This window comes from Stenotrophomonas sp. TWI273 (genome assembly GCF_039674765.1).
Classification (GTDB): domain Bacteria; phylum Pseudomonadota; class Gammaproteobacteria; order Xanthomonadales; family Xanthomonadaceae; genus Stenotrophomonas.
In genome coordinates this window covers 330325-355456 of record NZ_JBDJOA010000003.1, presented here as the reverse complement: position 1 = coordinate 355456, position 25132 = coordinate 330325, and the positions used below count along the sequence as shown (strand labels likewise).

The 25132-nt window shown below is 68.2% G+C and carries 25 protein-coding genes; 9 read left to right on the top strand and 16 right to left on the bottom strand.

The annotated features are described in order from the left end of the window. Position 1: 1 nt before the first annotated feature. The 4 genes from pdeM to ABE571_RS06170 are packed head-to-tail and all read right to left on the bottom strand — an operon-like array spanning position 2 to position 5706. Complete coding sequence (pdeM, locus tag ABE571_RS06185; RefSeq protein ID WP_313211367.1) at positions 2 to 646, bottom strand: ligase-associated DNA damage response endonuclease PdeM; 645 nt, start codon at positions 644 to 646, stop codon at positions 2 to 4. Further along, a complete protein-coding gene (locus ABE571_RS06180; RefSeq protein ID WP_346493379.1) occupies positions 636 to 3083 on the bottom strand; it encodes a ligase-associated DNA damage response DEXH box helicase in 2448 nt (815 codons plus the stop codon). The genes pdeM and ABE571_RS06180 overlap by 11 nt, the downstream gene beginning before the upstream one ends. Positions 3084 to 3097: 14 nt before the next feature. Beyond that, entirely contained in the window at positions 3098 to 4702 is a 1605-nt protein-coding gene (locus ABE571_RS06175; protein WP_313211368.1) for an ATP-dependent DNA ligase, read from the bottom strand. Next, entirely contained in the window at positions 4699 to 5706 is a 1008-nt protein-coding gene (locus ABE571_RS06170) for a ligase-associated DNA damage response exonuclease (RefSeq protein ID WP_346493378.1), read from the bottom strand. The genes ABE571_RS06175 and ABE571_RS06170 overlap by 4 nt, the downstream gene beginning before the upstream one ends. Positions 5707 to 5815: 109 nt before the next feature. Here ABE571_RS06170 and ABE571_RS06165 point away from each other — a divergent pair, with 109 nt between their 5' ends. After that, positions 5816 to 7447, top strand: a complete 1632-nt coding sequence (locus ABE571_RS06165) for an isovaleryl-CoA dehydrogenase (protein WP_346493377.1) — start codon at positions 5816 to 5818, stop codon at positions 7445 to 7447. A gap of 76 nt (positions 7448 to 7523) precedes the next feature. Here ABE571_RS06165 and ABE571_RS06160 read toward each other — a convergent pair whose 3' ends face one another. From ABE571_RS06160 to ABE571_RS06150, 3 genes are all read right to left on the bottom strand, one after another. Next, the gene (locus tag ABE571_RS06160) at positions 7524 to 7928 is read right to left on the bottom strand and encodes a hypothetical protein (RefSeq protein ID WP_152154110.1); all 405 of its coding nucleotides are present in this window, start codon (positions 7926 to 7928) and stop codon (positions 7524 to 7526) included. Positions 7929 to 8079: 151 nt separating this feature from the next. After that, positions 8080 to 8421, bottom strand: coding sequence for a hypothetical protein (locus ABE571_RS06155; RefSeq protein ID WP_088434503.1), 342 nt, complete (start codon positions 8419 to 8421; stop codon positions 8080 to 8082). A 124-nt stretch (positions 8422 to 8545) separates the two neighbouring features. Beyond that, the gene (locus tag ABE571_RS06150; protein WP_346481462.1) at positions 8546 to 9721 is read right to left on the bottom strand and encodes a thiolase family protein; all 1176 of its coding nucleotides are present in this window, start codon (positions 9719 to 9721) and stop codon (positions 8546 to 8548) included. A gap of 175 nt (positions 9722 to 9896) precedes the next feature. Between ABE571_RS06150 and ABE571_RS06145 the strand changes: the two genes are divergently transcribed. After that, complete coding sequence (locus ABE571_RS06145) at positions 9897 to 12764, top strand: S8 family serine peptidase (protein WP_346493376.1); 2868 nt, start codon at positions 9897 to 9899, stop codon at positions 12762 to 12764. A 78-nt stretch (positions 12765 to 12842) separates the two neighbouring features. Here the strand turns inward: ABE571_RS06145 and ABE571_RS06140 are convergent, their stop codons facing one another. Next, positions 12843 to 13940 (bottom strand): Glu/Leu/Phe/Val dehydrogenase dimerization domain-containing protein, encoded by a 1098-nt coding sequence (locus ABE571_RS06140; protein ID WP_121041184.1) that lies wholly within the window; start codon positions 13938 to 13940, stop codon positions 12843 to 12845. Between the two features lie 287 nt (positions 13941 to 14227). Here ABE571_RS06140 and ABE571_RS06135 point away from each other — a divergent pair, with 287 nt between their 5' ends. Continuing rightward, a complete protein-coding gene (locus ABE571_RS06135) occupies positions 14228 to 15343 on the top strand; it encodes an HDOD domain-containing protein (protein ID WP_313211372.1) in 1116 nt (371 codons plus the stop codon). Between the two features lies 1 nt (position 15344). On the opposite strand, the gene ABE571_RS06130 is transcribed toward ABE571_RS06135, so the two are convergent. The 3 genes from ABE571_RS06130 to ABE571_RS06120 form a co-directional block, all read right to left on the bottom strand. After that, positions 15345 to 16922 carry a phospholipase D family protein gene (locus ABE571_RS06130; RefSeq protein ID WP_346463024.1) on the bottom strand — a complete coding sequence of 526 codons (1578 nt, stop codon included), beginning with the start codon at positions 16920 to 16922 and terminating at the stop codon, positions 15345 to 15347. 48 nt (positions 16923 to 16970) lie between these two features. Further along, positions 16971 to 17681, bottom strand: coding sequence for an rRNA pseudouridine synthase (locus ABE571_RS06125; protein WP_121038691.1), 711 nt, complete (start codon positions 17679 to 17681; stop codon positions 16971 to 16973). Positions 17682 to 17762: 81 nt separating this feature from the next. Further along, the gene (locus ABE571_RS06120) at positions 17763 to 18260 is read right to left on the bottom strand and encodes a M48 family metallopeptidase (protein ID WP_313211374.1); all 498 of its coding nucleotides are present in this window, start codon (positions 18258 to 18260) and stop codon (positions 17763 to 17765) included. A 72-nt stretch (positions 18261 to 18332) separates the two neighbouring features. Between ABE571_RS06120 and ABE571_RS06115 the strand changes: the two genes are divergently transcribed. Together ABE571_RS06115 and ABE571_RS06110 are read left to right on the top strand one after the other, a co-directional pair. Further along, positions 18333 to 18884 carry a DUF2058 domain-containing protein gene (locus ABE571_RS06115; RefSeq protein ID WP_313211375.1) on the top strand — a complete coding sequence of 184 codons (552 nt, stop codon included), beginning with the start codon at positions 18333 to 18335 and terminating at the stop codon, positions 18882 to 18884. A gap of 109 nt (positions 18885 to 18993) precedes the next feature. Continuing rightward, complete coding sequence (locus ABE571_RS06110; RefSeq protein WP_121038682.1) at positions 18994 to 19260, top strand: DksA/TraR family C4-type zinc finger protein; 267 nt, start codon at positions 18994 to 18996, stop codon at positions 19258 to 19260. Positions 19261 to 19305: 45 nt separating this feature from the next. On the opposite strand, the gene ABE571_RS06105 is transcribed toward ABE571_RS06110, so the two are convergent. Together ABE571_RS06105 and ABE571_RS06100 are read right to left on the bottom strand one after the other, a co-directional pair. Next, positions 19306 to 19887 (bottom strand): mechanosensitive ion channel family protein, encoded by a 582-nt coding sequence (locus ABE571_RS06105; RefSeq protein ID WP_313211376.1) that lies wholly within the window; start codon positions 19885 to 19887, stop codon positions 19306 to 19308. Between the two features lie 80 nt (positions 19888 to 19967). Next, entirely contained in the window at positions 19968 to 20159 is a 192-nt protein-coding gene (locus ABE571_RS06100; protein ID WP_346493375.1) for a hypothetical protein, read from the bottom strand. 310 nt (positions 20160 to 20469) lie between these two features. Between ABE571_RS06100 and ABE571_RS06095 the strand changes: the two genes are divergently transcribed. Genes ABE571_RS06095 through ABE571_RS06085 form a run of 3 tightly spaced genes read left to right on the top strand, consistent with a single transcriptional unit; the run spans position 20470 to position 22462 of the window. Beyond that, the gene (locus ABE571_RS06095; protein WP_313211378.1) at positions 20470 to 21054 is read left to right on the top strand and encodes a sigma-70 family RNA polymerase sigma factor; all 585 of its coding nucleotides are present in this window, start codon (positions 20470 to 20472) and stop codon (positions 21052 to 21054) included. After that, positions 21051 to 21569: a hypothetical protein gene (locus ABE571_RS06090; protein WP_346493374.1), complete on the top strand. Its 519-nt coding sequence runs from the start codon at positions 21051 to 21053 to the stop codon at positions 21567 to 21569. Before ABE571_RS06095 ends, ABE571_RS06090 begins: the two co-directional genes overlap by 4 nt. Before the next feature lie 11 nt (positions 21570 to 21580). Beyond that, positions 21581 to 22462 carry a DUF4097 family beta strand repeat-containing protein gene (locus tag ABE571_RS06085; protein ID WP_346493373.1) on the top strand — a complete coding sequence of 294 codons (882 nt, stop codon included), beginning with the start codon at positions 21581 to 21583 and terminating at the stop codon, positions 22460 to 22462. A gap of 45 nt (positions 22463 to 22507) precedes the next feature. Here the strand turns inward: ABE571_RS06085 and ABE571_RS06080 are convergent, their stop codons facing one another. The 3 genes from ABE571_RS06080 to ABE571_RS06070 form a co-directional block, all read right to left on the bottom strand. After that, positions 22508 to 22687, bottom strand: coding sequence for a hypothetical protein (locus tag ABE571_RS06080; protein ID WP_019183415.1), 180 nt, complete (start codon positions 22685 to 22687; stop codon positions 22508 to 22510). 11 nt (positions 22688 to 22698) lie between these two features. Further along, on the bottom strand, positions 22699 to 22998 hold the full coding sequence (locus ABE571_RS06075; RefSeq protein ID WP_080114834.1) for a YkgJ family cysteine cluster protein: 300 nt from the start codon (positions 22996 to 22998) through the stop codon (positions 22699 to 22701). Positions 22999 to 23315: 317 nt separating this feature from the next. After that, on the bottom strand, positions 23316 to 24671 hold the full coding sequence (locus ABE571_RS06070) for an Hsp70 family protein (RefSeq protein ID WP_346482866.1): 1356 nt from the start codon (positions 24669 to 24671) through the stop codon (positions 23316 to 23318). A 119-nt stretch (positions 24672 to 24790) separates the two neighbouring features. Between ABE571_RS06070 and ABE571_RS06065 the strand changes: the two genes are divergently transcribed. Then, a complete protein-coding gene (locus ABE571_RS06065; protein WP_313211382.1) occupies positions 24791 to 25126 on the top strand; it encodes a zinc ribbon domain-containing protein YjdM in 336 nt (111 codons plus the stop codon). Positions 25127 to 25132 lie beyond the last annotated feature (6 nt).

Genomic DNA, 25132 nt, shown 5'->3' with positions numbered 1-25132 from the left:
ATCAGCGCGCCGGCAACGCGATGGCCTGGTCTTCGACACAGGCCACCAGCTGCTCGCCGGCACCGAGCACCGGTGCGATGCCGGCGGTGAATCCGGAAAACGCCGGCAGGATCGTCATTCCCTCGCGCATCCAGAACGACGGCCACCGCCGCTGCATGCCGGGCAGGCGCGCCAGCGGGTGCAGATGGCCGCACAGCACATGCAGGCCCGGCTGACGCTGCGGTGCATGGCGCAGCAGGAAGGGCCCCTCCTGCACACGCTCGCCGAGCAGTTCGATGCCCAGGTCGGCCTTGGGCAACACCCGGTCGTGATTGCCTTCTAGCGCGCCGATCCACAGGTGGGAATGCTGCTCGCGCCATCCCTGCCATTGCCGGTACCACGCCGCGCGATGCGCCGCGCCATGCAGGACATCCCCGAGAATCCACAGATGGCGCACGTCGTGGTGCTGCACCATCGCGCCCAGCCGTTGCAGATCATCGGAGGTGCCGCCACTGGGCAGGCCGATGCCCGATCGCCGGAACAGGTCGGCTTTGCCCAGATGCAGATCGGCGATCAACAGTGCGTGCCGTGCCGGCCAATGCAGCGCACGCGCGCCAAGCAGATGGACGGTCTCGCCGGCGAGGGTGATCGGCAGTTCAGGCGCCATGGCGCTTCTCCAGTTGCTGTGCGGCGCGCAGGACGCGGGTCTTCCAGTCTTCGTTGCTGAGCTGGCCGCGCAGCCGCTCGGCCCAGAGTGGGAAGGACAGTGGGCCCAAGCTGGCGGGATGCTGCAGGCTCAGCGTGCGCGCCTGGCAGGTGGTGAGGGCGCGGGCCAGGCTGTCGAGATCGAGTTGATCGTGCAGCACTTCGTGTTCGGCCAGCGTCAGCAGGATGTGATCCGGATCATGTTGGCGCAGGACGTCATACAGCAATCCGCTGGAGGCCTGCAGCTGCCGCAGGCTGCGCGGTGTCCGCCCCGGCAGCGCGGGTACCAGCATGCCGGACACGCGCGCGATGTCGCGGAACTGGCGTCGGGCAAGCTCGCCCAGATTGAGGCTCTCGCGCAGATCCGCAAGCAGTCCCTGCGGTTCCAGCAACGCGCGCACGCGCGCCGCATCGATCTCAATCGCACGCGCCGGGGCGAGCACGAAACCGTAATCGTTGGCCGCGTAACCGAACGTATTGCTCTGCAGGCGCGTCCAGCGCATCGCCATCAACGCGGCCAGCCCTTCATTGACCTGACGGCCGGCGAAGGGATACACGAACACGAACTGGCCTTCGCGCCGGCGGACATGCTCCACCAGCAGCAGCTCGGGCCCGGGCAGGGCCGACAGGCGCATCTGCAGCGCCAACAGCGGCGCCAACCACCGCATCTCCGGGCTCTCGGGCGGGTGGGCCAGCACGGTTTCCATTTCATGCCCGAGCGCGTCCGACAGCGGCAACCGACCGCCCTGCCAACGCGGCACCACCCCATCGCCGCCGCGCGCTACGCGCACGTAGGCGGTCAGGTTCTCCAGCCGCACCAGTTCCAGCAGGCGGCCGGCGAACTGGAAGCGATCGCCCGGGCGCAGCCGGCTGAGGAACTGTTCCTCCACCGCGCCGAGCCGGCCGCCGCGCAGGAACTGCACCATGACGCTGCCATCGCTGGTGATGGTGCCGATCGACAATCGATGCCGCAGCGCGACGCGGCGGTCATGCACGCGATAGAGGCCATCGTCATCGCGCACGACCTTGTGGAAGTCCGGGTACTGCGACAGCGCGCGCCCGCCCTGCACGATGAACTCCAGCACGCCCTCCCAGTGCGCGCGGTCCAGCCCGGCAAAGGCATGCGTGCGCCGTACCTGCTCGAACAGCGCATCGGGATCGAAGCCGCCACCGAGGGCGCAGCTCACGGCATGTTGCGCCAGCGCGTCCAGGGACAGCCGCAGCGGCCGGCGTGCTTCGATGTGGCCGTGGGCGAGCGCGCGCCTTGCCGCTGCGTACTCAATGAGCTCCAGCGCATGGGAGGGCACGCAGACGATGTGGCCCGATTCGCCGGGGCGGTGCCTGGCGCGCCCCGCACGCTGCAGCAACCGTGCGATGCCCTTGGGGCTGCCGATCTGCAGGACCTGGTCGACATTGGGGAAATCGACGCCGAGATCCAGGCTGGAGGTGGCGACCACGCAGCGCAGCCGGCCCTCGCGCAGGCCTTCCTCGGCCGCGCGGCGCAACGCCGGGTCGAGCGAGCCGTGATGCAGCGCGAGCGTGGCCGGGTCTTCCGGCCACACCGCGGACAGCGCCTGGTGCCAGAGCTCGGCGTGGGCACGGGTGTTGGTGAACAGCAGGCTGGTACGCACTGTCAGCAGTTTTTCCAGCACGCGCTGCAACTGCGACAGACCCAGATGGCCCGCCCACGGGAAGCGCTCGCCCTGCGCGGGCAGCAGCGTTTCCACACTGACCGGGCGCGGCCGCGCGCCAGCCACCAGCGGGGCATCGGGCACATCGGGCAACAGCACTTCGCGCGCTTCGTCCAGATTGCCCAGCGTCGCTGACAGCCCCCACACCTGCAGCGCTGGCAGGGCATCGCGCAGGCGGCGCAGATTCAACTGCAGCAGCACACCGCGCTTGTTGCCGAGCAGTTCGTGCCACTCATCCACCACCACGCAGCGCAGGTGCTGCAGGCGCGCCATCGTATCGGGATAGCTCAGCAGCAGCGCCAGTGATTCGGGCGTGGTCACCAGCACATCCAGCCGCCCTTCACGCGCCAGGCGCTTGTCGCGCGCGCTGGCATCGCCGGTACGCAGGCCCACCTGCCAGTCCAACCCGAGGGCATCCAGCGGCTCACGCAGTGCGCGCGCCGTGTCGGCGGCCAGTGCGCGCAGCGGGGTGATCCACAACACCTGCAGGACCGGTACGGGCGTCTTCGCGCGGCCGCGGGTGGTTCGGGGCGGTGGATCGTTGAGTGCCTGCAGCAGCGGCCCACCGAACATCGCCAGCGTCTTGCCGCTGCCGGTCGGTGTGTGCAGCAGGCCGGACCCGCCGGCCAGGTAATGCCGCCACATCGCTTTCTGGAAGGGCAACGGTGCCCAGCCCCGGCTGGCGAACCACGCCGTCAGGCGGGCCATGGCCTCGCGTCGCGTCACCGCGCCAGCGCCTGTAGCTGGGCCAGCGTGTCGGCCTCGCTGGCCGGCTTGTCATGCCGCCAGCGCAGGATGCGCGGGAAGCGTACGGCGATGCCGGACTTGTGACGCTTGCTGCGGTTCACCGCTTCGAAGCCGAGCTCGAACACCTGCTCGCCACGCACGCTGCGCACCGGCCCGAAGCGCTCGATCGTGTTCGCGCGGATCCAGCGGTCCAGCGCGAGGATTTCCTTGTCGTCCAGACCCGAGTACGCCTTGGCCACCGGCACCAGCGTCTCGCCGTCCCACACCCCGAAGGTGTAATCGGTGTAGAGCGTGCTGCGCCGGCCGTGGCCGGACTGCGCGTAGATCATCACCGCATCGATGGTCAGCGGGGCGATCTTCCACTTCCACCAGTCGCCGCGTCGGCGCCCGGCCTGGTAGACGGAGTCGCCGCGTTTGAGCATCAGCCCTTCCACACCACGCTCGCGGGCCAGATCGCGCTGCGCGGCCGCCGCGCTCCAATCGGCCACGCGGACGGCCGGCGACAGCATCAGGCGCGGGTCGGCCAGCGTGGCGAGCACCTCGGCCAGGCGCGCACGCCGTTGCGACAGCGGCAAGGCGCGCAGGTCGTCACCGTCCAGTTCGAGCAGATCGTAGGCGAGCACGCGCACCGGCGTATCGCGCAGCGTCTTGGGGCCAGGCTTGAGGCGCTGGATGCGCGTCTGCAGCGCGGTGAAGGGCAGCGGCAGATCATCGCCGTCGGCCCAGGCCAGCAGTTCGCCATCGATCACGCAGCCATCGGGCAGCGCCATCGCCGCCGCTTCGATCTCCGGGAAGCGCCCATCCAGCCGTTCTTCGCCGCGCGACCACAGCGCGACCTCGCCCTGGCGGCGCAGTACCTGCAGGCGGATGCCATCCCATTTCCATTCCAGCAGCCAGTCGTCGATCGGCCCGAGCGTGTCGACCTCCGCCTCCAGTGGTGAGGCCAGGAAGAACGGATAGGGCTGCTGGCGATCTTCCGGCCGCTCTTCCGGGGACAGCAGCGCCGCCAGCAGCCCGGGCGTGGGTACCCAGCTGCCGAGCATGCGCTGGGCGATGCGCGCGATATCCAGGCCTGACCATTCGGCCAGTGCCTGTTGCACCAGCCGCTGCGATACGCCCACGCGCAGCGCGCCGGTCAGCAGCTTGTTGAACACCAGCCGCTCGTCGAAGGCAAGCTGTTGCCACGCCTGCGTGATCGCGGCGTGGCGCACCGGTTCGGGTTGATTGGCGACCGGCAGCAGCTTCTGCTCGATCCAGTCGGCGAGCGCGATATCCGCCCCGGCCTGCACCGGGTCGTCCATCAGCAGGGTGAGGGTCTCGGCCAGATCGCCGACCTGGTCATAGCTGTCGTCCACCAGCCACGCCGGTGTGTCGGACATCTCGGCCACCCACGTGCGCAGTTCGGCGTTGCCGGCGATCTTCTGCCGCGCACTGGTGACCTTGCCGCCGGCCAGCAGGAACAGTGCCCATGCCGCGTCGTGCGGTGGCGCCTGCTGGAAGTAGCGCACCAGCGCAGCGCGCTTGTCGCCGGTAGCGGTGCTGCGGTCGAGTTCGCTGTAGAGCGCGGCGAAGCGTTTCATTCTTCGTCCCCGTAGCCGGTGGCGAACGCCTCGGCGGCGACACCGCGCTCGCGCAGGAACCGGATCAGCGCATCGGTATTGCCGTGGGTGGCGATGACGCGGCGGGCACCGGTCTCGGCGATGGTGCGCAGCAGGTCGGGCCAGTCAGCATGATCGGAGACGACGAAGCCACGGTCGTAGTTACGGCGGCGGCGGTTGCCGCGCACCCGCATCCAGCCGGAGGCAAAGCCCAGCTGCGCACCCTTGAAGCGGCGCATCCACGCGCTGCCCGCGGCCGAGGGCGGGGCAAGAATCAACTTGCCGGCGAACTCGGCACCGCGCGCCTGTTCGCTGACTGGCTCGGTCGCCAGCATCGGAATCCCGGCTTCGCGGTACACCGCCACGCCGGTGGCGATGGCGCCATGCAGCAGTGCAGGCTGGTCATCCAGTGGCAGCAGTTCGGCGAGGATCCGCTGCGCCTTGCCGAGCGCGTAGCACAGCAGCACGGCCGCCTCGCCGCGCGCTTCGCACTCGCGCCGCCAGGCCACGATGTCGGCGGCGACCTGCGAGGTGTCCGGCCAGCGGTAGACCGGCAGGCCGAAGGTCGCTTCGGTGATGAAGGTGTCGCAGGGCACCACCTCGAACGGGTCGCAGCTCGGATCGGGCTGGCGCTTGTAGTCGCCCGAGGCCACCCATACCCGGCCTGCATGGGCGATACGCACCTGGGCCGAGCCGAGCACATGCCCGGCCGAATGCAGCGAGACCTCGGTGTCGCCCAGGGCGAAGCGCTCGCCGTACGCGTGCGCGGTGCAGTCCACGTCGCCCAGGCGCCAGCGCAGGATCGGCAGGGTCTGCGTGGTGCAGTGGTAATGGCCCATACCGTTGCGCGCGTGATCGCCATGGCCGTGTGTGATCACCGCACGCGGCACCGGCCGCCACGGGTCGATGTGGAAATCACCGGCCGGGCAGTACAGCCCCTCGGGCCGGAGCACCACCAGATCGTCGTTGTCGGCATCGGTGTTCATGCCTGCACTGTGCCGCCGCGCTCGTGCAGGAGGTGAGAATCCGCATGAACGGCGGCCTGCAGGGGGATGCGGCAGAATCGGTGCATCTGTCTGCAAGGAGGTCGCCGTGATGACGTCTGCATTGCCCGCGTTCGAAACGCACCAGGTGAGCAACCAGCCGCCACCTTTCGGGGGGCGCAATCTGTGGGCCGACGACGTCGCGCTGGCCGAGGCAGTACAGCGCGAAGGCGGCGCCGCGTTCGCGGGCCAGTTGGCGCGCTATGGCGGTCTCGCCGGCGATGAGCTCTATCGGATCGGCTTCGATGCCAATCGCGATCGCCCGCGTCTGCGCACCCACGATGCACAGGGCCATCGCATCGATACCGTCGAGTTCCATCCGGCATACCACCAGCTGATGACGGCGGCGAAAACGCATGGCGTGGCCGGGCTGTCCTGGCACGATGGTCGCCCCGGCGCGCACGTGGCACGTGCGGCGTTGAGCTACCTGCATCACCAGGCCGAGGCGGGCACCAGTTGCCCGTTGACGATGACCCACGCTGCGGTCGCCGTGTTGCGCCAGGATCCGTCGCTCGCCGCCTGGGCGGACAAGGCGGCAGCACCTCACTACGACCCGCGTGACGTACCGATTGCCGACAAGGCCGGGATCACCCTGGGCATGGGCATGACCGAGAAGCAGGGCGGTTCGGACGTACGCAGCAACACCACGCGGGCCGAGCCCCAGGCCGATGGCAGCTATGCGTTGGTGGGCCATAAGTGGTTCTTCTCCGCGCCGATGTCCGATGGCTTCCTGGTGCTGGCGCAGGCGCCGGGCGGCCTGAGCTGTTTCCTCATGCCGCGGCGCCTGGCCGATGGCCACCGCAACGCGTTCCGTCTGATGCGCTTGAAAGACAAGCTTGGCGACTGGTCCAACGCTTCCAGCGAGGTGGAGTTGTGCGGGGCCTGGGCGCAGCGGGTGGGCGAGGAGGGGCGCGGGGTGGCGACCATCATCGGCATGGTCATGATGACGCGGCTGGATTGCATGCTCGGTGCCGCCGCCGAGATGCGCATGGCGCTGGCGCAGGCGCTGCATCACACCCGGCATCGCAGCAGTTTCGGCACGCGGCTGAGCGAGCATCCGCTGATGGCCAACGTACTGGCGGACCTGGCGATCGAATCCGAAGCGGCCACGGTGTTCGCCATGCGCGTGGCACGGGCGGTGGATCAGGCCGGGACGGATCCGCAGCAGGCGGCATTCGCGCGCATCACGACGGCAGTGGGCAAGTACTGGGTGTGCAAGCGCGCGGCCGTGTTCGTCAATGAAGCGCAGGAGTGCCTCGGCGGTGCCGGCTATGTGGAAGAGTCGATGCTGCCACGGCTGTATCGTCAAGCGCCGTTGAATTCCATCTGGGAAGGCAGCGGCAACATCCAGTGCCTGGATGTGCTGCGTGCGCTGTCGCGCGAACCACAGGTGCTGCAGGCGCTGGACGCCGAGCTGGATGCGGTGGCCGGTGTGGATGCGATCTATGACGAAGCCCTGCGGGCGTTGCGCATGCAGCTCGCGGCAACACCGGAACAAGCACAGGCCCGCCGTATCACCGAACGCCTGGCGCTGGTGTTGCAGGCCGCGGTACTGCTGCGCGCGCAGAGCCCGAACGCATCGGCCTTCATCCGCTCGCGGCTGGGTGCCGAGCATGGGATGGCGTTCGGGACGTTGCCGGCCGACGTGGACTTCGCGGCCGTGCTGAGCCGCGCGCTGCCGTGAACGCGCCCCAATGAAAACGCCCCCTCAGGAGAGGGGGCGTTGGTCACACCCGAAGGCGGCGTGAGGGACGCTGGACTCAGCGCTTGGCTTCGTTGGCGTTCTTCTTGGCATCGTCGGCAACGTCGCGCGCCTTGTCGGCGACCTTCTGCGCGGCATCGGCAGTGGAATCGCTGGCGTGGGCAGCCGCATCCTTGGCGGCGACCTTGGCCTCGCCAGCGGCCTCGGAGGTCGCTGCGGCAGCGCGGTCGAGCGCCTGCTGGGTGTCGGCGGCGGCGCGCTCGGAGGCGGCAGCGGCATCGTCGGCGGCAGTGCGGGTGGCGGCCGCGGCCTTGTCGACCGCTTCGCGCGCGGCGGCATTGGTGCTGTCGGCGGCCTGGGCGGCATCACGGCGGGCCTGTTCGGCCTCCGGGCCCTTGCACGCGGCCAGGCCGAGCAACAGGGAAGCAGCCAGCAGGGAGGTGGTCAGCGGACGGATCTTCATGTGGCGCTCCAGAACGGCGATGGATGGGAGGCCAGCCTATTCATGCGCCTGTGAAGAACCGGTGCGCGGCAGGACATGCATAACACGCGCCCAAAGAAAAAGCCGCTGGCGAACCAGCGGCTTCTTCAGACTTGCTTGAAGAAAGAAGTTATTACTTCTTGGCTTCTTCAGCAGCGTCCTTGGCCTTCTCGGCGGTGCCTTCGGCAGCCTTGGCAGCGTCAGCAGCCTGGTCGGCAGCAGCGTCGGTGGCAGCGCCAGCAGCCTGGGCAGCGGCATCGGCCGAAGCGTCAGCAGCGGTGGTGGCGGTGTCGGCAGCAGCCTGGGCAGCGTCAGCAGCCGGGGCGCCAGCAGCAGCGGCCTGGTCAGCAGCGGCCTGGGCGTCAGCGGCAGCTTCGTTGGCCGAAGCGGCGGCGTCAGCAGCCTGCTCCTGCTTCGAGCAGGCGGTCAGAGCCAGGCCCAGGGCCATTGCGATCAGCAGCTTGTTGATGCTCATTGTTGTGAATCCTCGTCGTTAGATTAGGCAACGCGCTATTGCGCGCCCGGCAACATGATGACAAGCCACGATTGGCTGTCAAGCGATCGCGCATTCAGTTTTGAGAAATGCGCGTTAAATCAAATCAAATCAATTCGATAGCGATGGCGGTTGCTTCGCCGCCGCCGATGCACAGGGTAGCAATTCCGCGCTTGGCGTCACGCTTGCGCAATGCGTTCACCAGCGTGACCACCAGCCGTGCACCGGAGGCACCGATGGGATGACCCAATGCGCAGGCGCCGCCATTGACATTGACCTTGTCGTGCGGAATGCCCAGCTCGCGGATCGGCGCCATCGCGACCACGGCGAAGGCTTCGTTGATCTCGAACAGATCCACCTGGTCCAGCGTCCAGCCGGTCTTCTCCAGCAGCTTCTGGATCGCACCGATGGGGGCGGTGGTGAACCATTCCGGCGCCTGCGAGTGCGTCGCATGGCCGACGATGCGGGCCAGCGGCTGCAGCCCGCGGGCGGCGGCATCTTCTTCGGCCAGCAGCACCACGGCGGCAGCGCCGTCGGAGATGCTCGACGAGCTGGCGGCGGTGACCGTGCCGTCCTTCTTGAACGCCGGGCGCAGGGTCGGGATCTTGGCGATGTCCGAGCGGCTCGGCTGCTCGTCCTGTGCGTATTCGACCTCACCCTTGCGCGTGCTGACCTTCACCGGAACGATTTCACCATCGAAAGCGCCATTGGCCTGGGCGGCCTGCGCACGGCGCACCGATTCGATGGCGAAGGCATCCTGGTCCTCGCGGCTGACCTGGTACTTCTCCACGGTGCACTCGGCGAACTCGCCCATGGCTTTGCCGTCATACGCATTGACCAGACCGTCGTGGGCCATGTGGTCGATCACCTGGAAGTTGCCGAAGCGGTTGCCGGTGCGCGAGTTGGGGATCATGTGCGGGGCGTTGGACATCGACTCCATGCCGCCGGCGACCACGATGCTGGCCGAGCCGGCCTTGATCAGGTCATGCCCCAGCATGATGGCCTTCATGCCCGAGCCGCACACCTTGTTGAGGGTGGTGGCGCCGGTGGAGACCGGAATCCCGGCGGCGATCGCGGCCTGGCGGGCCGGCGCCTGACCGAGGTTGGCCGGCAGCACGCAGCCCATGATCACTTCGGAAACGTCCGCAGCCGGTACTCCGGACTGCTCCAGGGCCGCGGCGATCACGGTGGACCCCAGGGTCGGGGACGGCACGCCGTTGAACTGGCCCAGGAAGGAGCCGATGGCGGTGCGCTTGGCGGCGGCGATGACGATGTTGGACATGTGCAATCTCTTTGGTGCGTGAGCGAAGAGCGGAATGGGAACGCGGGCGTTGGAAGCCGACGCATTTCCCGGCAGACTGCGTGGGGGTCGGTCCAGTATAGAGGGTCGGCATTGACTGCCGGTGTCTGCCCGGGGGCAGGCAGGTGGGGAAGGTCCATTCACAAGGGGAGCAGGGATGAAGCAGGTTGTGATCGGCAGGTCGGCCTTGGCCGCGGCATTGGCGCTGGCACTGAGTGCGTGCGGAGGCGGGGGCAGCAATGTCCGCGGGGACCTGGAGCCGTCGCCTCCCCCGACCACGCCCCCGTCGCCGCCGCCCACCACACCGCCTTCTCCGCCGCCGACCACGGCCCCGCCGCCGCAGCCGTCCATCGATGCGCACCTGAGCATCGTCCAGGCGGGCCCGGCGCAGTCTGCCGGCTGGACCGGGTCCGGCGTGCGCATCGGCGTGGTCGATTCGGGCGTGAACCGCGAGCACCCGGCACTGAACGGGCGGGTGCTGGCCAATTACACCTATGTCGATCCCCGCGTGAACAATGTCAATGTGGATGACGTGGTCGGTCACGGCACCGTGGTGGCCCAGCTGGCGGCCGGCGCCAGGGTCGGCAGCTGGCCGGGTGGTGTGGCCAGCGAAGCGCAGATCGTCTCGGCGCGCATCATTGCTGACAAGCGCCCCGTCGATGACGGTTCGGGCAGTGGCAACGAGATCACCGGTGCAGTCGGTCTGGACGGTGTGCATCAGGATCTGATCGCCGCCGGCGTCAAGATCATGAACAACTCGTGGGGCGGCCTGTACTGGACCAACCCCTCCGCCACCGCGCCGATCGCCCAGGAATACCGCCCCTTCATCCTCAGCAACGGCGGCCTGGTGGTGTTCGCCACCGGCAACGAGAGCAAGCCCAATCCGTCCAGCATGGCGGCGCTGCCCAGCCAGGTCGGCCCGGGCGGCAGCCTGCCCGCTGCGGATCTGGAACGCGGCTGGCTGAGCGTGACCGCAGTGGACACCGCCGACCCGAGCAAGCTGGCTTCGTATGCCAACGCCTGTGGCGTGGCGGCACGCTATTGCCTGGCCGCCCCGGGCAGGGTGGCCTACGTCGATCCCGCCAGCAAAGGGGGCACGCCAACGTACTTTTACGGTTCGGGCACGTCCTACGCGGCGCCGCTGGTCTCCGGCGCGGCCGCCCTGGTGTGGCAGAAGTACCCGTATTTCACCAATGATCTGGTGCGCCAGACGCTGCTCGGCACGGCCACCGATCTCGGTGCGGCCGGCGTGGACAGAACGTTCGGCTATGGCCTGCTCAACATCGCCAAGGCGATCAACGGTCCGGCCAGGCTGGACTGGGGCGATACGACGGTCAATGTCAGCACGCCGGGGCTGAATTCGGTATGGAGCAACGACATCAGCGGCAGCGGCGGACTGACCAAGCAGGGTACGGGTGCGTTGACCCTGGCCGGCGCCAATACCTACACCGGTGACACGTTCATCGAGCGCGGCACCCTCGCGCTGCGCGGCGGTGCGTCGCTGCGTTCCAACGTGCTCATCGTGCCGCAGGCCGGTGACCCCAACGGCGCGGCGCTGCAGTTCATGAACGGCACCACGCGGGTGAGTGGCAACGTGGACAACGGCGCCAGCGTGATGCTGCGCAGCGACAACATCGATGCGGTCATCGAAGGCAACTACATCCAGCGTGCCGGCGCGCAACTGGTCGTCGCACTGGGGGCCAACCCGCTCATGGTGAACGGCACCGCCACGCTGGCCGGCACGGTCCGTGTGGACAGCATCATCGCCGGTTACGTGCCCCGTGACGGACGCACGCAGCCACTGCTGCACGCCGATGGTGGGGTGGCCGGCACGTTCGCCAGCGTCACCAACGGACTGGCACCCGGCAGCCTGCTCCAGGCCAGCCTGCTGCACGCCAACAACGACGTCACCATGGTCATCGACCGCATCAGCGTCACCAGCGCCAGCCTCCAGGCCGGCCTGGGCGGCACGGCGCTGGCCTCGGCAGCGCGGGTCGAATCCGCGTTTGAAGTGCTGGATCGCAACGGTGCGGCACTGGACGGGTTTGCCGACGGGGCCGGGAAGCTGCAGCAGGTGGATGGCGCCAGCGCCTTGCAGGCCAGCCTGGACAGCCTCTCCGGCAAGGCGCATGCCCTGGCCACGGCAGCGACCTTCGACAGCATCGACATGAACCGACGTGCGCTGTCGGCACGGCTCGGTGAGGTGCAGGCCGTGCCACGCCTGCGCGGTGCCTGGCAGAGCACGCTGGGCGAGGCGGGCCAAGGCAGTTTCGCCGGCAACGGCGTGGCGACCCGCGGCTGGATGATGGGCCAGGACATGGCGTTGGGCAGCCACGGCATGCTCGGTGTCGCGTTCGGTGAAACGCGCAGCTACGGCAGCCGCGAGTGGGGCAGTGACCGCGGCCGCGACCGTCAGTCGCAGGCGCAGGTGTATGCCGGCTGGGGCACCGGCCGCGCCTATGCGATGGGCCAGGTCGGCGCGGGCCAGTTCACCCGTGAGATCGATCGCCAGTTGCTGCTCGGTGCGGGGCAGTACGGCGTCAATGCGCGCTATGGCGGCAGCTTCAGTGCGGCCAGCGTGGAGTCGGGCTACCGTTTCGGCAGTGCCACCGCCTCGCTGACGCCTTACCTGGGCGCCGAGTACGCCCGGGTGGACAGCGATGGTTTCAGTGAAACAGGCGGCATGGGTTTCGGTCTGCGCGCGCGCGATGCCGTGAGTACGCGCAGCCAGGCGTTGGCCGGCCTGCGCGCCGAGCGGCGCTGGGGCGGCTGGTCGCTGCGCGGCTATGCCGAATGGCAGCAGCATCTGTCCAGCGACGGCCTTTCGCTGGATGCCAGCTTCGTCGGTGTCGAGGCCTGGGCGCCGGTGGCCGGGGTGCAGCCGGCCCGCTCGGGCGGGTTGTTCGGGCTTTCGCTGGAGTCATGGTTGAGCCGCAACAGCCGCCTGGCATTCGGGTACGACCAGCGCTTTGGGCCACGCGGCGATCTGCGTCAGGCGCAGCTGCGGTATTCGGCTGGGTTCTAGACGCGGGCCTGGCCGCGACGCACGAAAAAAGAGGGCGCGATCGATGATCGCGCCCTCTTCGTTTGTCAGCGCAGCGGCTCAGTTGCCGCGCAGGCTGCCCCGGCGCGGCGTGCTGCGGCCCAGCGGCATCTTCAGTTTGCCGATCGACAGGATGCGCGATTCGGCGATCTGGTCGGCGGCGCGCTGCGGGGCGATGCCCTCGCTCTGCGACAGCGCGAAGATGCGGCCGAGGTTGTGGTAGATGCTGCGGATCAGGCGCATCGCGCGCTCACGGTTGTAGCCGTCGATCTCCAGCGAGACGTTCATGACGCCACCGGCGTTGACCGCGTAATCCGGTGCGTAGAGGATGCCGCGCGCGTGCAGTTCATCGCCGACCTCCAGGCTGGAGAGCTGGTTGTTGGCGGTACCACAGACGATCTTGCACTTCAGGCGCGGCAGCGTGTCTGGATTGATCGCGCCTTCCAGCGCGCAGGGCGCGAAGATGTCGGCGTTGACGTCGTAGATGTCTTCCGGCTTGACCGCCTCTGCACCGTATTCGGTGACAGCGCGATCCACGCGCGTGCTGTCCAGGTCGCTGACGTACAGCTTGGCGCCACGATCGCGCAGCAGCTTCACCAGCTCCATGCCGATATGGCCCAGGCCCTGCACCGCGATGCTGGCCTTGCCCACTTCCTCATGGCCCAGCTTGTGCTGCATCGACGCCATCAGCGCCTGCAGCGCGCCGTATGCGGTGAACGGTGCCGGGTCACCGGAGCCGCCATGCACCTGGTGGACGCCGGTGACGTACTCGCTCTCCAGGTAGATGTTCTCCATATCGTTGACATCGGTGCCGACGTCCTCGGCGGTGATGTAGCGGCCACCCAGCGAATCGACATAGCGGCCGAAGGCGCGGAACAGCACTTCGGTCTTGTCGCGCTTCGGGTCGCCGATGATCACCGCCTTGCCGCCACCCACGTTGAGGCCGGCCAGGGCGTTCTTGTAGGTCATGGTGCGGCTCAGGCGCAGCGCATCGGCCAGGGCCTCGTCGGTACTGGCGTAGGGACGCATGCGCACACCGCCCAAGGCCGGGCCGAGGGTGGTGTTGTGGATGGCGATGATCGCCCTCAGACCGGCGTCGCGGCTGTGGCAGAACACCACTTGTTCGTGACCGGTGGTTTCGAGGGTTTCAAATAACATGGTGGCTCCGATGGTGCGAACGGTGGCGAACAGCGGCGAACGCGCCAGCAAAAGGTGGGTTGTAAAACAAAAAAAGCGACGTCGTCGGGTCTCGGACGGGTCGCGCGGCGCCATTCTAGTGCATTCCGACGGACGGTGTTGTCAGGGGTCTTGCGCCCCACGGCCATTAAAGTTGCTGAAGCGCAGGCCGATGCCGTGGCAACGGTGTGGATGGCCGGTCATCGCAGGAAGGATCACGTGGGCGCAGTCGCAACAAGGCAAGTGCGGGACCCGGCGCGTCCAGGGCCATGGGCATGATCGGCGCTGTGGTTGTCGGCGCCGCCGTGCTGGCGCTGCTTGGCATGGCCGCTGTGCTCCGTCACCGGCGTGCCGTGGTGGCGCCGTCGATGGCCCGTGGCACTGCCACGCACGGGCGAGCCGCGGCGTTGCCGGTTGCCCCGGTAGCGCCGGGTACCGATCCGGTGGGGGTGCTGCAGGCCGGGCTGCATACGCTGGCACTGGTGCCGCGCAGTGGCGATGCCGCCGACGCCGCGGCCCCGCGCACCGTTGAACTGCGTGATGCCGTCACCGCCTCGCTGCTGGCGCGGGACTGGTCGGCCAAACACCTGCCCCGCCGCCCGCAGCTGCTGCCGCAGCTGATCCAGACCGTCAACGACAGCGACGCCTCGGCGCGCGCCATGGCCGGGATCATCGGCCAGGACCCGGTGTTGACCGGCAATCTGCTGCGCATCGCCAACAGCCCGGTCTACCGGGTGCAGGCGCGCCCGGTGGAGACCCTGCAGCGTGCGGTCACCCTGGTTGGTACCGATGGCATCCGCCAGATCATCAGCGCGGTGCTGGTGCAGCCGGTGATGCAGCTGCAGTGCGATGCCTTTCCCCAGTTCAGTGCGGTGATCTGGGAGCATGCGCTGCTGGCCTCGCGTGCTGCCGCCGACCACGCACGCACGGTGACCCATGAAGATGGCTTCGCCGCGCAGTGGCTGGGCCTGACCCAGGGCCTGGGCGCGGCGCTGGTGATGCGCCATCTGCTCGATGCCTGCGCGCAACAGGCGCTCGCCGCCCCGCCGCGCACGCTGGCGGCGGATCTTCTCGACAGTTGGACCCTGCCGGTGGCCAGCCGCATCGCCGCGGCATGGGAGCTGCCCAAGGCCGTGCACGATGCCTTGATCCGCCAGAGTGGCAGTGGGCTGGCGGCCAGCCTGCGCTTTGCCCGTGCGGCGGCGGCGGCCAGCCTGCTGTGCCGCCATGGCCAGATCGGTCAGGTCCAGGCCCTGGCGTTGCTGGAGCAACTGGACGACACACCGCCGCACGCACTGCAGTGGATCTGGCGGCGCGTGCACGGGCGCGCCGTGGAAACGCTGGAGGGCGACGAGGCCGAGCGCGACGTGGCCCAGGCCGGCTGAGCTAGAGCTGCGACTCCAGCGGCAGCCAGCTGATCGCGCGCGCGCTGGCCCGCAGCCAGAACCCGGTGTCCGGTTCGGTATACAGCCAGTGCGGCGGCTGCGCATCGCGCTCCAGCCACCGCACGTCGCCGTCCGGTCCCAGGGCCACCCAGTAGCTCTGGCGTGGGCTGGCCAGGCGCAGGTACTCCTCGCGCAGCTGCGCGGCGAGCACCGGATCGTTGAACAGCACGCCCATCTCGGTGTTCAGATACGCCGAGCGCGGGTCCAGATTGAATGAGCCGACGAAGCCGCGCTGGTCGTCGATCATGAACGCCTTGGTGTGCAGGCTGGCGCCACTGCTGCCGAACAGACCGCCGCCATCGACGTTGCCGCGCGATTTGAGCTCGTACAGCTGCACGCCACTGCGCAGCAACGGTGCCCGGTAGTGCATGTAACCGCTGTGCACGGCGGCCACATCATTGGCGGCCAGGGAGTTGGTGATGACCGCGACCTGGGCCCCGCGCGCGACCATCGCGCCCAAGCCCTCGGTGCCGTCCTCGCCAGGAACGAAGTAGGGCGAGATCAGCAAGGCTTTGTGCTGTGCGCTTTCCAGCTCCTGCACCAGGCGCGTCACCAGCCAGTCGGCCTGATCGTCGCGGCGGTGCTTCATCGGCGGGTCCGAGGCGATCTCCACGTGGTGTGACCAGTGCAGATCCAGCGCATCGCGGTAATACGATTTCGCCGCCTGCGAGCGCGCCACGCGTTCGAGATAGGGCTTGGCACTGTCCAGGCGCGCTTCGTGCTCGCTTTCGCGGATCAGCAGGCGCAGCTGCGGTTCGGTGTAGAACGCCAGCGCACGGATCGGCACAGCGGTATCGCTGTTCCAGTAATCGTCGAAGATCGTGTTGGCCTGCTGCACCGCTTCGCCGGCGACCAGCAGATCCAGGTCGCGGAAGTTCACATCCGGGCGTGCGCTGAAATACTCCTCGCCGATGTTGCGGCCACCGACGATCGCCACGCGCCCGTCGGCGATCCATGACTTGTTGTGCATCCGGTGGTTGACGCTGAAAACGCGCTGCACCATCTCGACCAGGCGCCAGAGCCCGTTGCGGTTGCGGAACGGGTTGTACAGGCGGATCTCGATGTTGGGGTGCGCATCGAGCGCCATCATGAGCGCGTCCTTGTCCTGCGCGTTCATGTCATCGAGCAGGATGCGTACCCGCACGCCGCGCTCGGCCGCGCGGTACAGCTCGTTGGCCATGAGATGGCCGATGAGGTCGTCGTGCCAGATGTAGTACTGCAGGTCCAGGCTGCGCCCGGCGTGCTGGGTGATCACCGCGCGTGCGGCGTACGCGTCCAGCCCGTCGGACAGGAAGGCCACACCGGTCTGGCCGGGGTGCTCGGCCTGCAGGCGGACCAGCTCGCGATCGATCGGGGTCTGGTCGGCCTGGGTGGGCAGCACCGTCGAACGCTCGCCCACGGCCTGCGGGGTGAGGTGGTCGGCCAGAAGCAGGCCGCTGAGGACCAGCAGGATCAGCAGGGCGACAACGATCCCCAGCCAGCGCAGCAGCCGGCGCCAGAACGGTTTTTTCTCGGTCATGCCCCGATCGTAAGCGGCCGGGGCGTGCAGGGCGAGTGCTGGCGCGGTTTAGAAACGCTCGTCCGGTGCCAGGTAACGCCACTGGCCCGGGACCAGCTTGCCCATCGCCACGCGGCCGATGCGCAGGCGGCGGATGCTGATGACCTCCAGCCCGACCTGGGCGCACATGTCGCGCAGCTGGCCCGGATGCACCGGCTTGATCGCAAAGCGCAGGCGGGTTTCGTTCTGCCAGCTCACCTTGCACGGTGGCAACGGCCAGCTGCGGAAGCTCAGGCCGTGCGCGAGGCGCTTCATGCCGTAGGGCGCCAGCTCGCCACTGACTTCCACCAGGTATTCCTGCTCCAGCGTTGCGCCGCGATCCTTCAGGTGCGAGATCACGCGCCCGTCCTGGCTGACCACCACCAGGCCGCTTTCGTCGTCGGACAGCGGCATCACCAGCTGCAGGGCGTGGAAATGCCGCTGCAGCAGGGTCACCCCGGTGGCGTCGAGTTCACTGCGGCTTTCCGGGGTCACCAGGGCGCACAGTTCGTCCGAGCGCATGCCGGCCGGCTTGTGCAGCAGCATGCTCACGGTCTCGGTGCGGGTCGCCTCGGCGTTCTCGCGCAGCACGATGTCCTCGTCGGTGACCATCGTCTGCGGCTGTTCGACCACCTGGCCGTTGACGGTCACCCAGCCGCCCTCGATGTAGCGCTGGGCGTCGCCACGGGAGCAGCCGATCAGGCTGGTCAGGCGTTTGTCGAGTCGGATCGGGTCGGTCATGGGGCAGGCAACATAAAACGGGAAACGGGCGGGGAGTGTACTGGCTGGGGCCCGGCGCTGCGCGATGAGGGCCGCTGCGGCTCAGGCCGGCGTGCGTTCCAGGTGGGTCAGGTACAGGCGCAGATCGAACTCCAGCTGGTGATAGTCCGCTTCCATGTGGGTACACAGCTGGTAGAAGGCCTTGTTGTGGTCCGATTCCTTCAGATGGGCCAGTTCGTGCACCACGATCATCTTCAGGAACGGCGCCGGTGCCTCGCGGAACACCGTGGCGATGCGGATCTCGCGGCTGGCCTTGAGCCGGCTGCCCTGCACCCGCGAGACCGTGGTGTGGGTGCCCAGCGCGTGCTTGAGCACCTGCAGCCTGCTGTCGTAGATCACCTTGGACAGCGGCGCGGACTGGCGCAGGTAGCGCTCTTTCAGGCCCTGGGTGTAATCGTAGAGCTGGCGGTCGTTGCGGACCGTATGCAGTTCGGCATAGCGCTGCTCCAGCCACGGCCCCAGCCGGTCGCCCGCGATCAGCTCGCGCACCTGCTGCTGCAGGGCGTCGGGATAGCCGGCGAGGTACTTCAGGGCGGTCATCGGGCGGTTGGGGCGGGACGGGCAGACCAGTATGATGGCCTCCGGAATCCCGCAACAACAGATGCTAGGCGTATGGCGAAGGCAAATCCCCTGCAGGAGCAGCTGCTCAAGGCTGGGCTGGTCAAGAAATCCCAGGTCTCCCAGGCCGCCCGTGAACAGGTGAAAGCCCGTCACGGCAAGGCCCCGGCCGCGCCCAGCGAAAGCCAGCGCGAGGCCGAGCGCCTGCGCGCGGAAAAGGCCGAGCGCGATCGCGCGCTGGAAGCCGAGCGCAAAGCCAAGGCCCACGCCCAGGAACTGCAGGCCCAGGTCCGCCAGATCGTCGAGGCCCACAAGGTCAAGCGTGAAGGCGAGAGCGAGTACCGCTTCAACGATGGCACGCTGATCCGCACCCTGCTGGTCAACAACGTGCTGCGCCGCCAGCTGGCCTCGGGCAGCCTGGTGATCGTGCGCCATGGCGACGGCTTCGAACTGCTGCCGCGGGCGGCGGCCGAGAAGGTCCGCGAGCGCGATGCCAGCGTGATCGTGCTCGACAACAGCCAGCCCGGCAGCGAGCCCAGCACCGGCAACGCCGAGGACGATGCGTACTACGCCCAGTTCCAGGTGCCGGACGACCTGGTCTGGTAAGCCCCGTCTGAAGCGTTCACCCGGCGCCGCGGGCGTTCAGCCCCACGTCGGCTCGGCGTCGTGGGCCGGGTCTATGCTGGTGGCCTGACACCGGCATGGGAGACACATCATGGCGACAGGTTGGGCAGGCGACGGCGCCGTCCAGGATCAGATCGACGCCACCGTCGATGAGGCCATCCAGCGGGCCCGCGCACAGTTGCGCGACGGCCCCGGATTGACCCACTGCGAGCACTGCGACGCGCCCATTCCCGAGGCGCGGCGGAAGGCCGTGCCCGGCGTACGCCTGTGCGTGCGCTGCCAGGAAGAAGAGGACGCCGCCCAGCAGGAGGGCAGCGGCTACAACCGCCGCGGCAGCAAGGACAGCCAGCTGCGCTAGGTATCGATCCCGCAGCGGGCATTGCCTGGCCGACGGCGGCGGGACTTAGCCGTCCCCTTGAATCCCGCCCGGCGCCTGCGAAGGATCGCGCCAACGGCGCACGGTGCGTTGGAAAAACATGTTGTTGGGCATCTGCAGGACCGTGCCTTCATGCCCGCTGCCGGTTTCCTGCAACGTGGTGTAGATCAGGTTGATGTCGATCACGCGGCCCTTGAGTCCAGGCTTCTCACCGTTTTCCAGCAGCTCGATGTAATCGTGCAGGCGGAACGGCCGCGTGGTGAAGATCAGCAGCGTGCAGAAGATGTTGGACAGCACGCTCCACGCGGCGAAGAACGCCACCGCGCCGACCGCGGCGAACCCGGTGAAGGCGGTCCACAGCACCGTTGCCGAGACGCCCACGATGTTGAGCACGATCAGCAGCACGGTGAAATACACCAGGAAGGTGAACACCCGACGTGCGCCCATGATCATTTCCGGCGGGAGTGTGTAGTGCTCACCGACGCGGCGGATCAGCCGCCGGGCAACCAGCCGCAGCAGCCAGGCCACCAGCAGGGTCACCAGAATCTGCAGGGCAGGGACCCCGTAGTGCAGCCATTCGTGGGTCCAGGCGGGCAGATGGTCTTTCATGGGGGCGGAATTCCTTTGCAGCGATAGTGCCGATCCCGCCATGGTAATGCCGATGCGCCTCGCCGCATCGTGGCGTGCGCTTACGGCCGCGGGCTGCCGTACACATCGAACGCAGCGATCATCGCCGAGGCGCACAGCGGCGCGTTCTGCGCGTACTGCAGGCAGACATCCGGCGCTTCGGGCGCCAGCGTGAACCGGATCTGCAGCGGACTCCACGGCAGCGTGCAGCCGGTGGCCAGTGAGAGCAGCATGGCCAGGCAACTGGATGACATGGGGATACTCCTTGGCGGGCGCCGGTAGTGACAGAGGATTGGATGCCGCGTCGGCCAGGAAGGTTTAAAGACCGCAGAAATAATCCGCCTTGCCGCACGCGTGCCACACGCGAGTCCTGTAGCGGCCGGTAGGCCCCTGGGCAAAATCAAGGAGGAGGTCGTCGCCTTCAGGCGGCGGCCGGGGGACATTTGCCGAGGGCCCGCCGGTTGCTACGGGGCCCTCACGCTCGCGGCAGCCCCAAGCGGAGGCACCTGAAAAGAAAGTCAGAACGGGCTTAAACCTTTTCCATGCCCCCCGCATCCAACGGATATGCTCGACACGACCATGCCCGCCTCCAGCGCCACGAACCAGGCCGATGCCGCCGACGACCACGCCCTGGTGCGTGCCGCAGCCGCCGGTGACGTGACCGCGTACGAACGCATCTACCGACGGCATGCGCCGCGTGTGTACGCCGTGCTGTGGCGGCTGTGCGGCGGCCACGCGGCCCGCGCCGAGGATGCCCTGCAGGAGGCCTTCCTGCAGGCATGGCGCGCCCTGCCGGGCTTCCGTTTCGAAAGCAGCCTGGGCACCTGGCTGCACCGCCTGGGCGTGAATGCAGCGCTGATGGAACTGCGCGCCAACGCCACCGGCGATGCACGCGATGCCGGTGAGGAAGGCTGGGAGTCGCTGGCGATGCTGCCCGCCCAGGACCGCTGCGCGGGCACCTCGATGGACCTGGAGCGCGCGCTGGAAACACTGCCGCCACGGGCCCGCGCGGTCCTGGTCCTGCATGACATCGAAGGGTGGAAACACCAGGAAATCGCCGACCAGCTGCAGATGGCCGTTGGCAGTTCCAAAGCACAGCTGCACCGAGCGCGCGGCCTGCTGCGTGCACGCTTAGGAGAAACCGCATGAACCCCCATGATTCCGAACACGACGAACTGACTGCACGCCTGCGTGCCTTGCCTGCCGAGCGCGTTCCGCCGGCACGGGTCTGGCAGGGCATCGCCGCACAGTTGCCGGCCCAGGCCCAGGTCCACGCCCCGGCGGTTGCCGTGGCAACGCTGCCGACACGCCGCCGGCGGGAGCGCTGGCCGCTGCGCATCGGGCTCGGCCTGGCCGCCGCACTGGCGCTGCTGATGGTGGTGCCCACGCCGGTTCCGCATACGCCGGCACCGTCGCTGCTGCAGCGCCAGGCCGATGCGATGGCCGGCGAATACCAGCAGGCGATTGCGGCGTTGCCCAGTGCCGATGTCACCGATGCGTGGCGCCCGGCCCTGCATGAACTCGATGCCAGCGCGGACAACATCCGCGCGGCCATCGCTGAAAATCCCCGCTCGCGCTATCTGCTCGGGCAACTGCAGCGTACCTATGCGCTGCGGCTGGAACTCACCCAGCAGGCGGTGCTGTCCGCCGGCCTGCCCACTTGAAGGAGAACCCCATGCGCATTCCTCTGTCCCTGATCGCCGCCCTGGCCCTGTGCCTGCCGGTCGTCGCCCACGCCGCCACCAACGTCAATGAGCGCCACCCACTGGGTGCCGGCGGCCGCGTGGAAATCAGCAACATCGCCGGCAAGGTCACCGTGCGCGGCTGGGACCGCAACGACGTGGCATTGACCGGTTCGATGGCCGATGGGCTCACCCTCAAGCAGGACAAGAGCAGCAACCGTGTGCGCTGGGAAGTGGAGTACCCGCGCGGCCGCAGCAATGGCGGGGCGACCCTGGAACTGCGCGTGCCGCGTTCGGTGGAAGTGCAGCTGGGCACCGTCAGCGCCGACATCGACGTGGCCGATATCGACGTGCGCCGCCTGCAGGCCAACAGTGTCAGCGGCAGCATCACCGCGGCCGGGCGCAGTGGCGAGACCACGTTGAACACGGTCAGTGGTGGCATCCGCTCGCAGCTGCAGACCGCACGCCTGGATGCGCGCACGGTCAGTGGCCAGTTGCTGGCCGGCGGGGGAGCGTCAGGGGAAGTAGCGGCCGAATCGGTCTCCGGCCGGGTCAACGTCAATGCCGGGCGGATCCAGCGGCTGGCGGTGGAAACCGTCTCGGGCAGCCTGGATGTGAGCGCGACCGGCATGGCGCCGGGCGGCAAGGTGACGATGCAGACGGTCAGCGGTTCGGTCGCGCTGAAGCTGCCGGCCAATGTCTCGGCGCAGTTGAACGTCAAGACGTTCAGTGGTGGGATCCAGTCCGACGCCGGGCAGGTTGAGAAGCCGCGCTACGGCCCCGGCCGCAGCCTGGATGCGCGTCTGGGGTCGGGCGATGGGGATATTTCGATCAACGCCCATTCCGGGAGCGTGCGGGTCAGCCTGGGCCGCTGAGTGCGGCCACCGCACCGGCCAATGCCGGTGCGGTCGGCAGCAACGTCAGCCGGCTTTCTTCAGCGCCAGGGTATTGCCCAGCACTTCGATCTTGCCGCCACCTTTACGGAAAGCAGCCAGATCCGCAGCGATGCTCTGGCTGCTGACGGCGGAGTTGGACCCTTGCTTGCGGTCGACGCGAACGGTGTTGCTTGCCTTGGGGGAGGTCTTTGGCGTACGAGCCATGGATGCTCCTGCTATGGATGAAGCGTGGAAGAAAACGTCGACAGATCCTGCTGTTGTCGACGGTAGTCCTGCCGCACGAGGCGGCAATCATCGCCGCCCATGTCGAACTGGCGGCAGATCGCGGGTCGCTGCGAGTAGATCGTGCAGCGCAGGTGATACGGGTCGATCGCAGCGCACCAGCCTTCTTCGTTGCGTGCCATCACCGTGCCGCCACGCGCATCGGTATCCAGCAGGTAGCCGGGCACGTTGTCGTCAGGCATGACGGTGACGGTGAGCCGACAGCACACCGCGTCGCAACGACGGCAATCGATGGGGTCGGGCTCGGACGATGTAAGAAGTGCAGCCAGGCGTTCGCCCAATCTGAGTGTCTCTTGGCGGCTCGGGGTGCAGCAGGCTGTGAACGAGCCGGATCACAGCGATGAGCGATACCGGCACCGCGGACAGGTCCGGACGGTGGCAGCATCGAAGAGGACGGTGGCCTGGGAGGCCAGGAAGATCGTGCTGGTTGCGTCAAGCGCATTGCGCTTTGAAGCGGAAAGATGATAGCGCTTTCGGCGTAACGTTTTGTTAATAAGGGCGTTCACACCTCTTCAGGCCTTGTGGGACAAGGCCTGGCGTTGCCGGTGGATCAGTTGGCGGCGGCCAGTGCCAGCCCGTGGACCACACCGAACGACGGATTTCCGCGGACCAGGGTCGAGCCCGGGAAGGCGTTGGCCACGGCCTTCTGCAGGTAGCCGGCGCGCGACATGCCACCGGTCAGGAACACCGCTGCCGGGTCGTGGCCGATGTCGCTGCGCACCTGCTCCAGCAGGGCGGTCAGCTCGCCCAGATACCCGCCGGCGGCGGTCTCCAGCCGCGAGGCATCGATCTGCATCTGCAGGCCGCGTTCGATGAAGTCCAGCGCGCTGTCGTGGCTGGCCACGCTGCTCAGGGCGATCTTGCAGCGCTCGACTTCACGGTACAGGCGCGCGGTATTGCCGGTGTCCTGCAGCGCGGTCAGGCGCGGCCCGAACGGCGCGTCCACATCGCGGTAGGTGTGCTGGCGGAAATCACGCTGGCGGGTCATGTCCTGCACCATCGCCGCTTCCACGTAGTGGTGCGCCGGCACGCGGGTGATGCCGCGGCCGAACAGCGGCATGTAGCCGCCCAGGCTCAAGGCCAGATCGATATCGGTACCGCCCCGGGCGATACCCCAGGCACGGTGGATGGTCGGGGCCTGGCCGCCGCCTACGCGCGCATGGGCAACGTCGGTGGTACCACCGCCGATATCCACCACCACCGCGTCGTGCTCCTGCGGGCTCTCGGCGTGGTAATGCATCGCGGCGGCCGCCGGCTCTTCGAGGAAATCGATGCTGTCGAAGCCGGCTGCGATCGCCGCGCCGTGCAGGATCTCCAGCGCCTGCGCGTTGCCGGCCTCGCCGATCGAGCTGCGGAACTGGACCGGGCGGCCCAGCGTGGCGGTGCGGATCGGCGTGTCCAGCTGGCGCGAGGCGGTCAGGCGGATGTGCTCGAGGATGTGCGTGGCGATGCCGGCAATCGTCTGGCGCGCACGCGGGTGCAGGTTGTAGCCGAGCATCGACTTGGGGCTCTGCACCAGGTTGCCTTCGTTCTCTTCGAAGTAGGCCTCCAGCGCGTCATCGCCATAGACCGCGTTCTGCAGCAGGGTGGTGGAGCTGAGCGGGGCGCGCATCTGCTCTTCCATCCACTGCCGGCGCACCACGCGCAGGGCCTCGCGGCGCAGCGCATCGGGGGTGCGTTCCTGGCCGGCGGCGCGGGCATCGCGCGCGGCCGCGTCGACCAGCCGGGCCAGGTCGTGCTCCAGCGCCGGGGTCAGTTCGAAGTCGTTCGGGTCGCGCATCACCTCGGGGAAATACACCGTGGTGCGGAACTGTTCGGCCTGGCCGAACTGGATCGGCACGACCTTGCCGTCGATCACCACGGCGGCGGCGGAGTTGCTGGTGCCAAAGTCGATGCCGAGTTTCATGCGGGGGGCCGGGCCGGTGGTCAGGGGGCGCGCACTTTGCGGCAACGGGACCGCCGACGCAAGGGCAGCCGGTAACGGGCGGTTACACTAGCGGCCGTTTCGTAACCGAAGAGCTGTCGATGTCCGCCATTCCCGCCTGCCCGCAGTGCACCCTGGAAAACACCTATGCCGATGGCGCGCTGTTCATCTGCGCGGACTGCGGCCACGAGTGGGCGGCCGGTGACGGTGGCGGCGAGGCCCTGGTGGTACGCGACAGCAACGGCAACGTGCTGGCCGCCGGCGACACCGTGACGGTGATCAAGGACCTGAAAGTGAAGGGCTCCTCGATTCCCCTCAAGCAGGGCAGCGTGATCCGCAATATCCGCCTGGTCGAGGACGATGCCGAGCACATCGAAGGCAACTCGGAAAAGATCAAGGGCCTGGTCCTGAAGACCTGCTTCCTCAAGAAGGCCTGAGCCGGC

Excerpts from the sequence above, each read along its gene's own strand:
- ABE571_RS06100 (WP_346493375.1), bottom strand. The coding sequence starts at position 20,159 with ATGTCATCCAGTTGCCTGGCCATGCTGCTCTCACTGGCCACCGGCTGC.
- ABE571_RS06175 (WP_313211368.1), bottom strand. The coding sequence starts at position 4,702 with ATGAAACGCTTCGCCGCGCTCTACAGCGAACTCGACCGCAGCACCGCT.
- ABE571_RS06150 (WP_346481462.1), bottom strand. The coding sequence starts at position 9,721 with ATGTCCAACATCGTCATCGCCGCCGCCAAGCGCACCGCCATCGGCTCC.
- ABE571_RS06080 (WP_019183415.1), bottom strand. The coding sequence starts at position 22,687 with ATGGCTCGTACGCCAAAGACCTCCCCCAAGGCAAGCAACACCGTTCGC.
- ABE571_RS06165 (WP_346493377.1), top strand. The coding sequence starts at position 5,816 with ATGACGTCTGCATTGCCCGCGTTCGAAACGCACCAGGTGAGCAACCAG.
- ABE571_RS06110 (WP_121038682.1), top strand. The coding sequence starts at position 18,994 with ATGGCGACAGGTTGGGCAGGCGACGGCGCCGTCCAGGATCAGATCGAC.
- ABE571_RS06170 (WP_346493378.1), bottom strand. The coding sequence starts at position 5,706 with ATGAACACCGATGCCGACAACGACGATCTGGTGGTGCTCCGGCCCGAG.
- ABE571_RS06140 (WP_121041184.1), bottom strand. The coding sequence starts at position 13,940 with ATGTTATTTGAAACCCTCGAAACCACCGGTCACGAACAAGTGGTGTTC.
- ABE571_RS06155 (WP_088434503.1), bottom strand. The coding sequence starts at position 8,421 with ATGAGCATCAACAAGCTGCTGATCGCAATGGCCCTGGGCCTGGCTCTG.
- ABE571_RS06090 (WP_346493374.1), top strand. The coding sequence starts at position 21,051 with ATGAACCCCCATGATTCCGAACACGACGAACTGACTGCACGCCTGCGT.
- ABE571_RS06085 (WP_346493373.1), top strand. The coding sequence starts at position 21,581 with ATGCGCATTCCTCTGTCCCTGATCGCCGCCCTGGCCCTGTGCCTGCCG.
- ABE571_RS06130 (WP_346463024.1), bottom strand. The coding sequence starts at position 16,922 with ATGACCGAGAAAAAACCGTTCTGGCGCCGGCTGCTGCGCTGGCTGGGG.
- ABE571_RS06095 (WP_313211378.1), top strand. The coding sequence starts at position 20,470 with ATGCTCGACACGACCATGCCCGCCTCCAGCGCCACGAACCAGGCCGAT.
- ABE571_RS06115 (WP_313211375.1), top strand. The coding sequence starts at position 18,333 with ATGGCGAAGGCAAATCCCCTGCAGGAGCAGCTGCTCAAGGCTGGGCTG.
- ABE571_RS06180 (WP_346493379.1), bottom strand. The coding sequence starts at position 3,083 with ATGGCCCGCCTGACGGCGTGGTTCGCCAGCCGGGGCTGGGCACCGTTG.
- ABE571_RS06145 (WP_346493376.1), top strand. The coding sequence starts at position 9,897 with ATGAAGCAGGTTGTGATCGGCAGGTCGGCCTTGGCCGCGGCATTGGCG.
- ABE571_RS06135 (WP_313211372.1), top strand. The coding sequence starts at position 14,228 with ATGGGCATGATCGGCGCTGTGGTTGTCGGCGCCGCCGTGCTGGCGCTG.
- ABE571_RS06065 (WP_313211382.1), top strand. The coding sequence starts at position 24,791 with ATGTCCGCCATTCCCGCCTGCCCGCAGTGCACCCTGGAAAACACCTAT.
- ABE571_RS06160 (WP_152154110.1), bottom strand. The coding sequence starts at position 7,928 with ATGAAGATCCGTCCGCTGACCACCTCCCTGCTGGCTGCTTCCCTGTTG.
- ABE571_RS06125 (WP_121038691.1), bottom strand. The coding sequence starts at position 17,681 with ATGACCGACCCGATCCGACTCGACAAACGCCTGACCAGCCTGATCGGC.
- ABE571_RS06105 (WP_313211376.1), bottom strand. The coding sequence starts at position 19,887 with ATGAAAGACCATCTGCCCGCCTGGACCCACGAATGGCTGCACTACGGG.
- ABE571_RS06120 (WP_313211374.1), bottom strand. The coding sequence starts at position 18,260 with ATGACCGCCCTGAAGTACCTCGCCGGCTATCCCGACGCCCTGCAGCAG.
- pdeM (WP_313211367.1), bottom strand. The coding sequence starts at position 646 with ATGGCGCCTGAACTGCCGATCACCCTCGCCGGCGAGACCGTCCATCTG.
- ABE571_RS06070 (WP_346482866.1), bottom strand. The coding sequence starts at position 24,671 with ATGAAACTCGGCATCGACTTTGGCACCAGCAACTCCGCCGCCGCCGTG.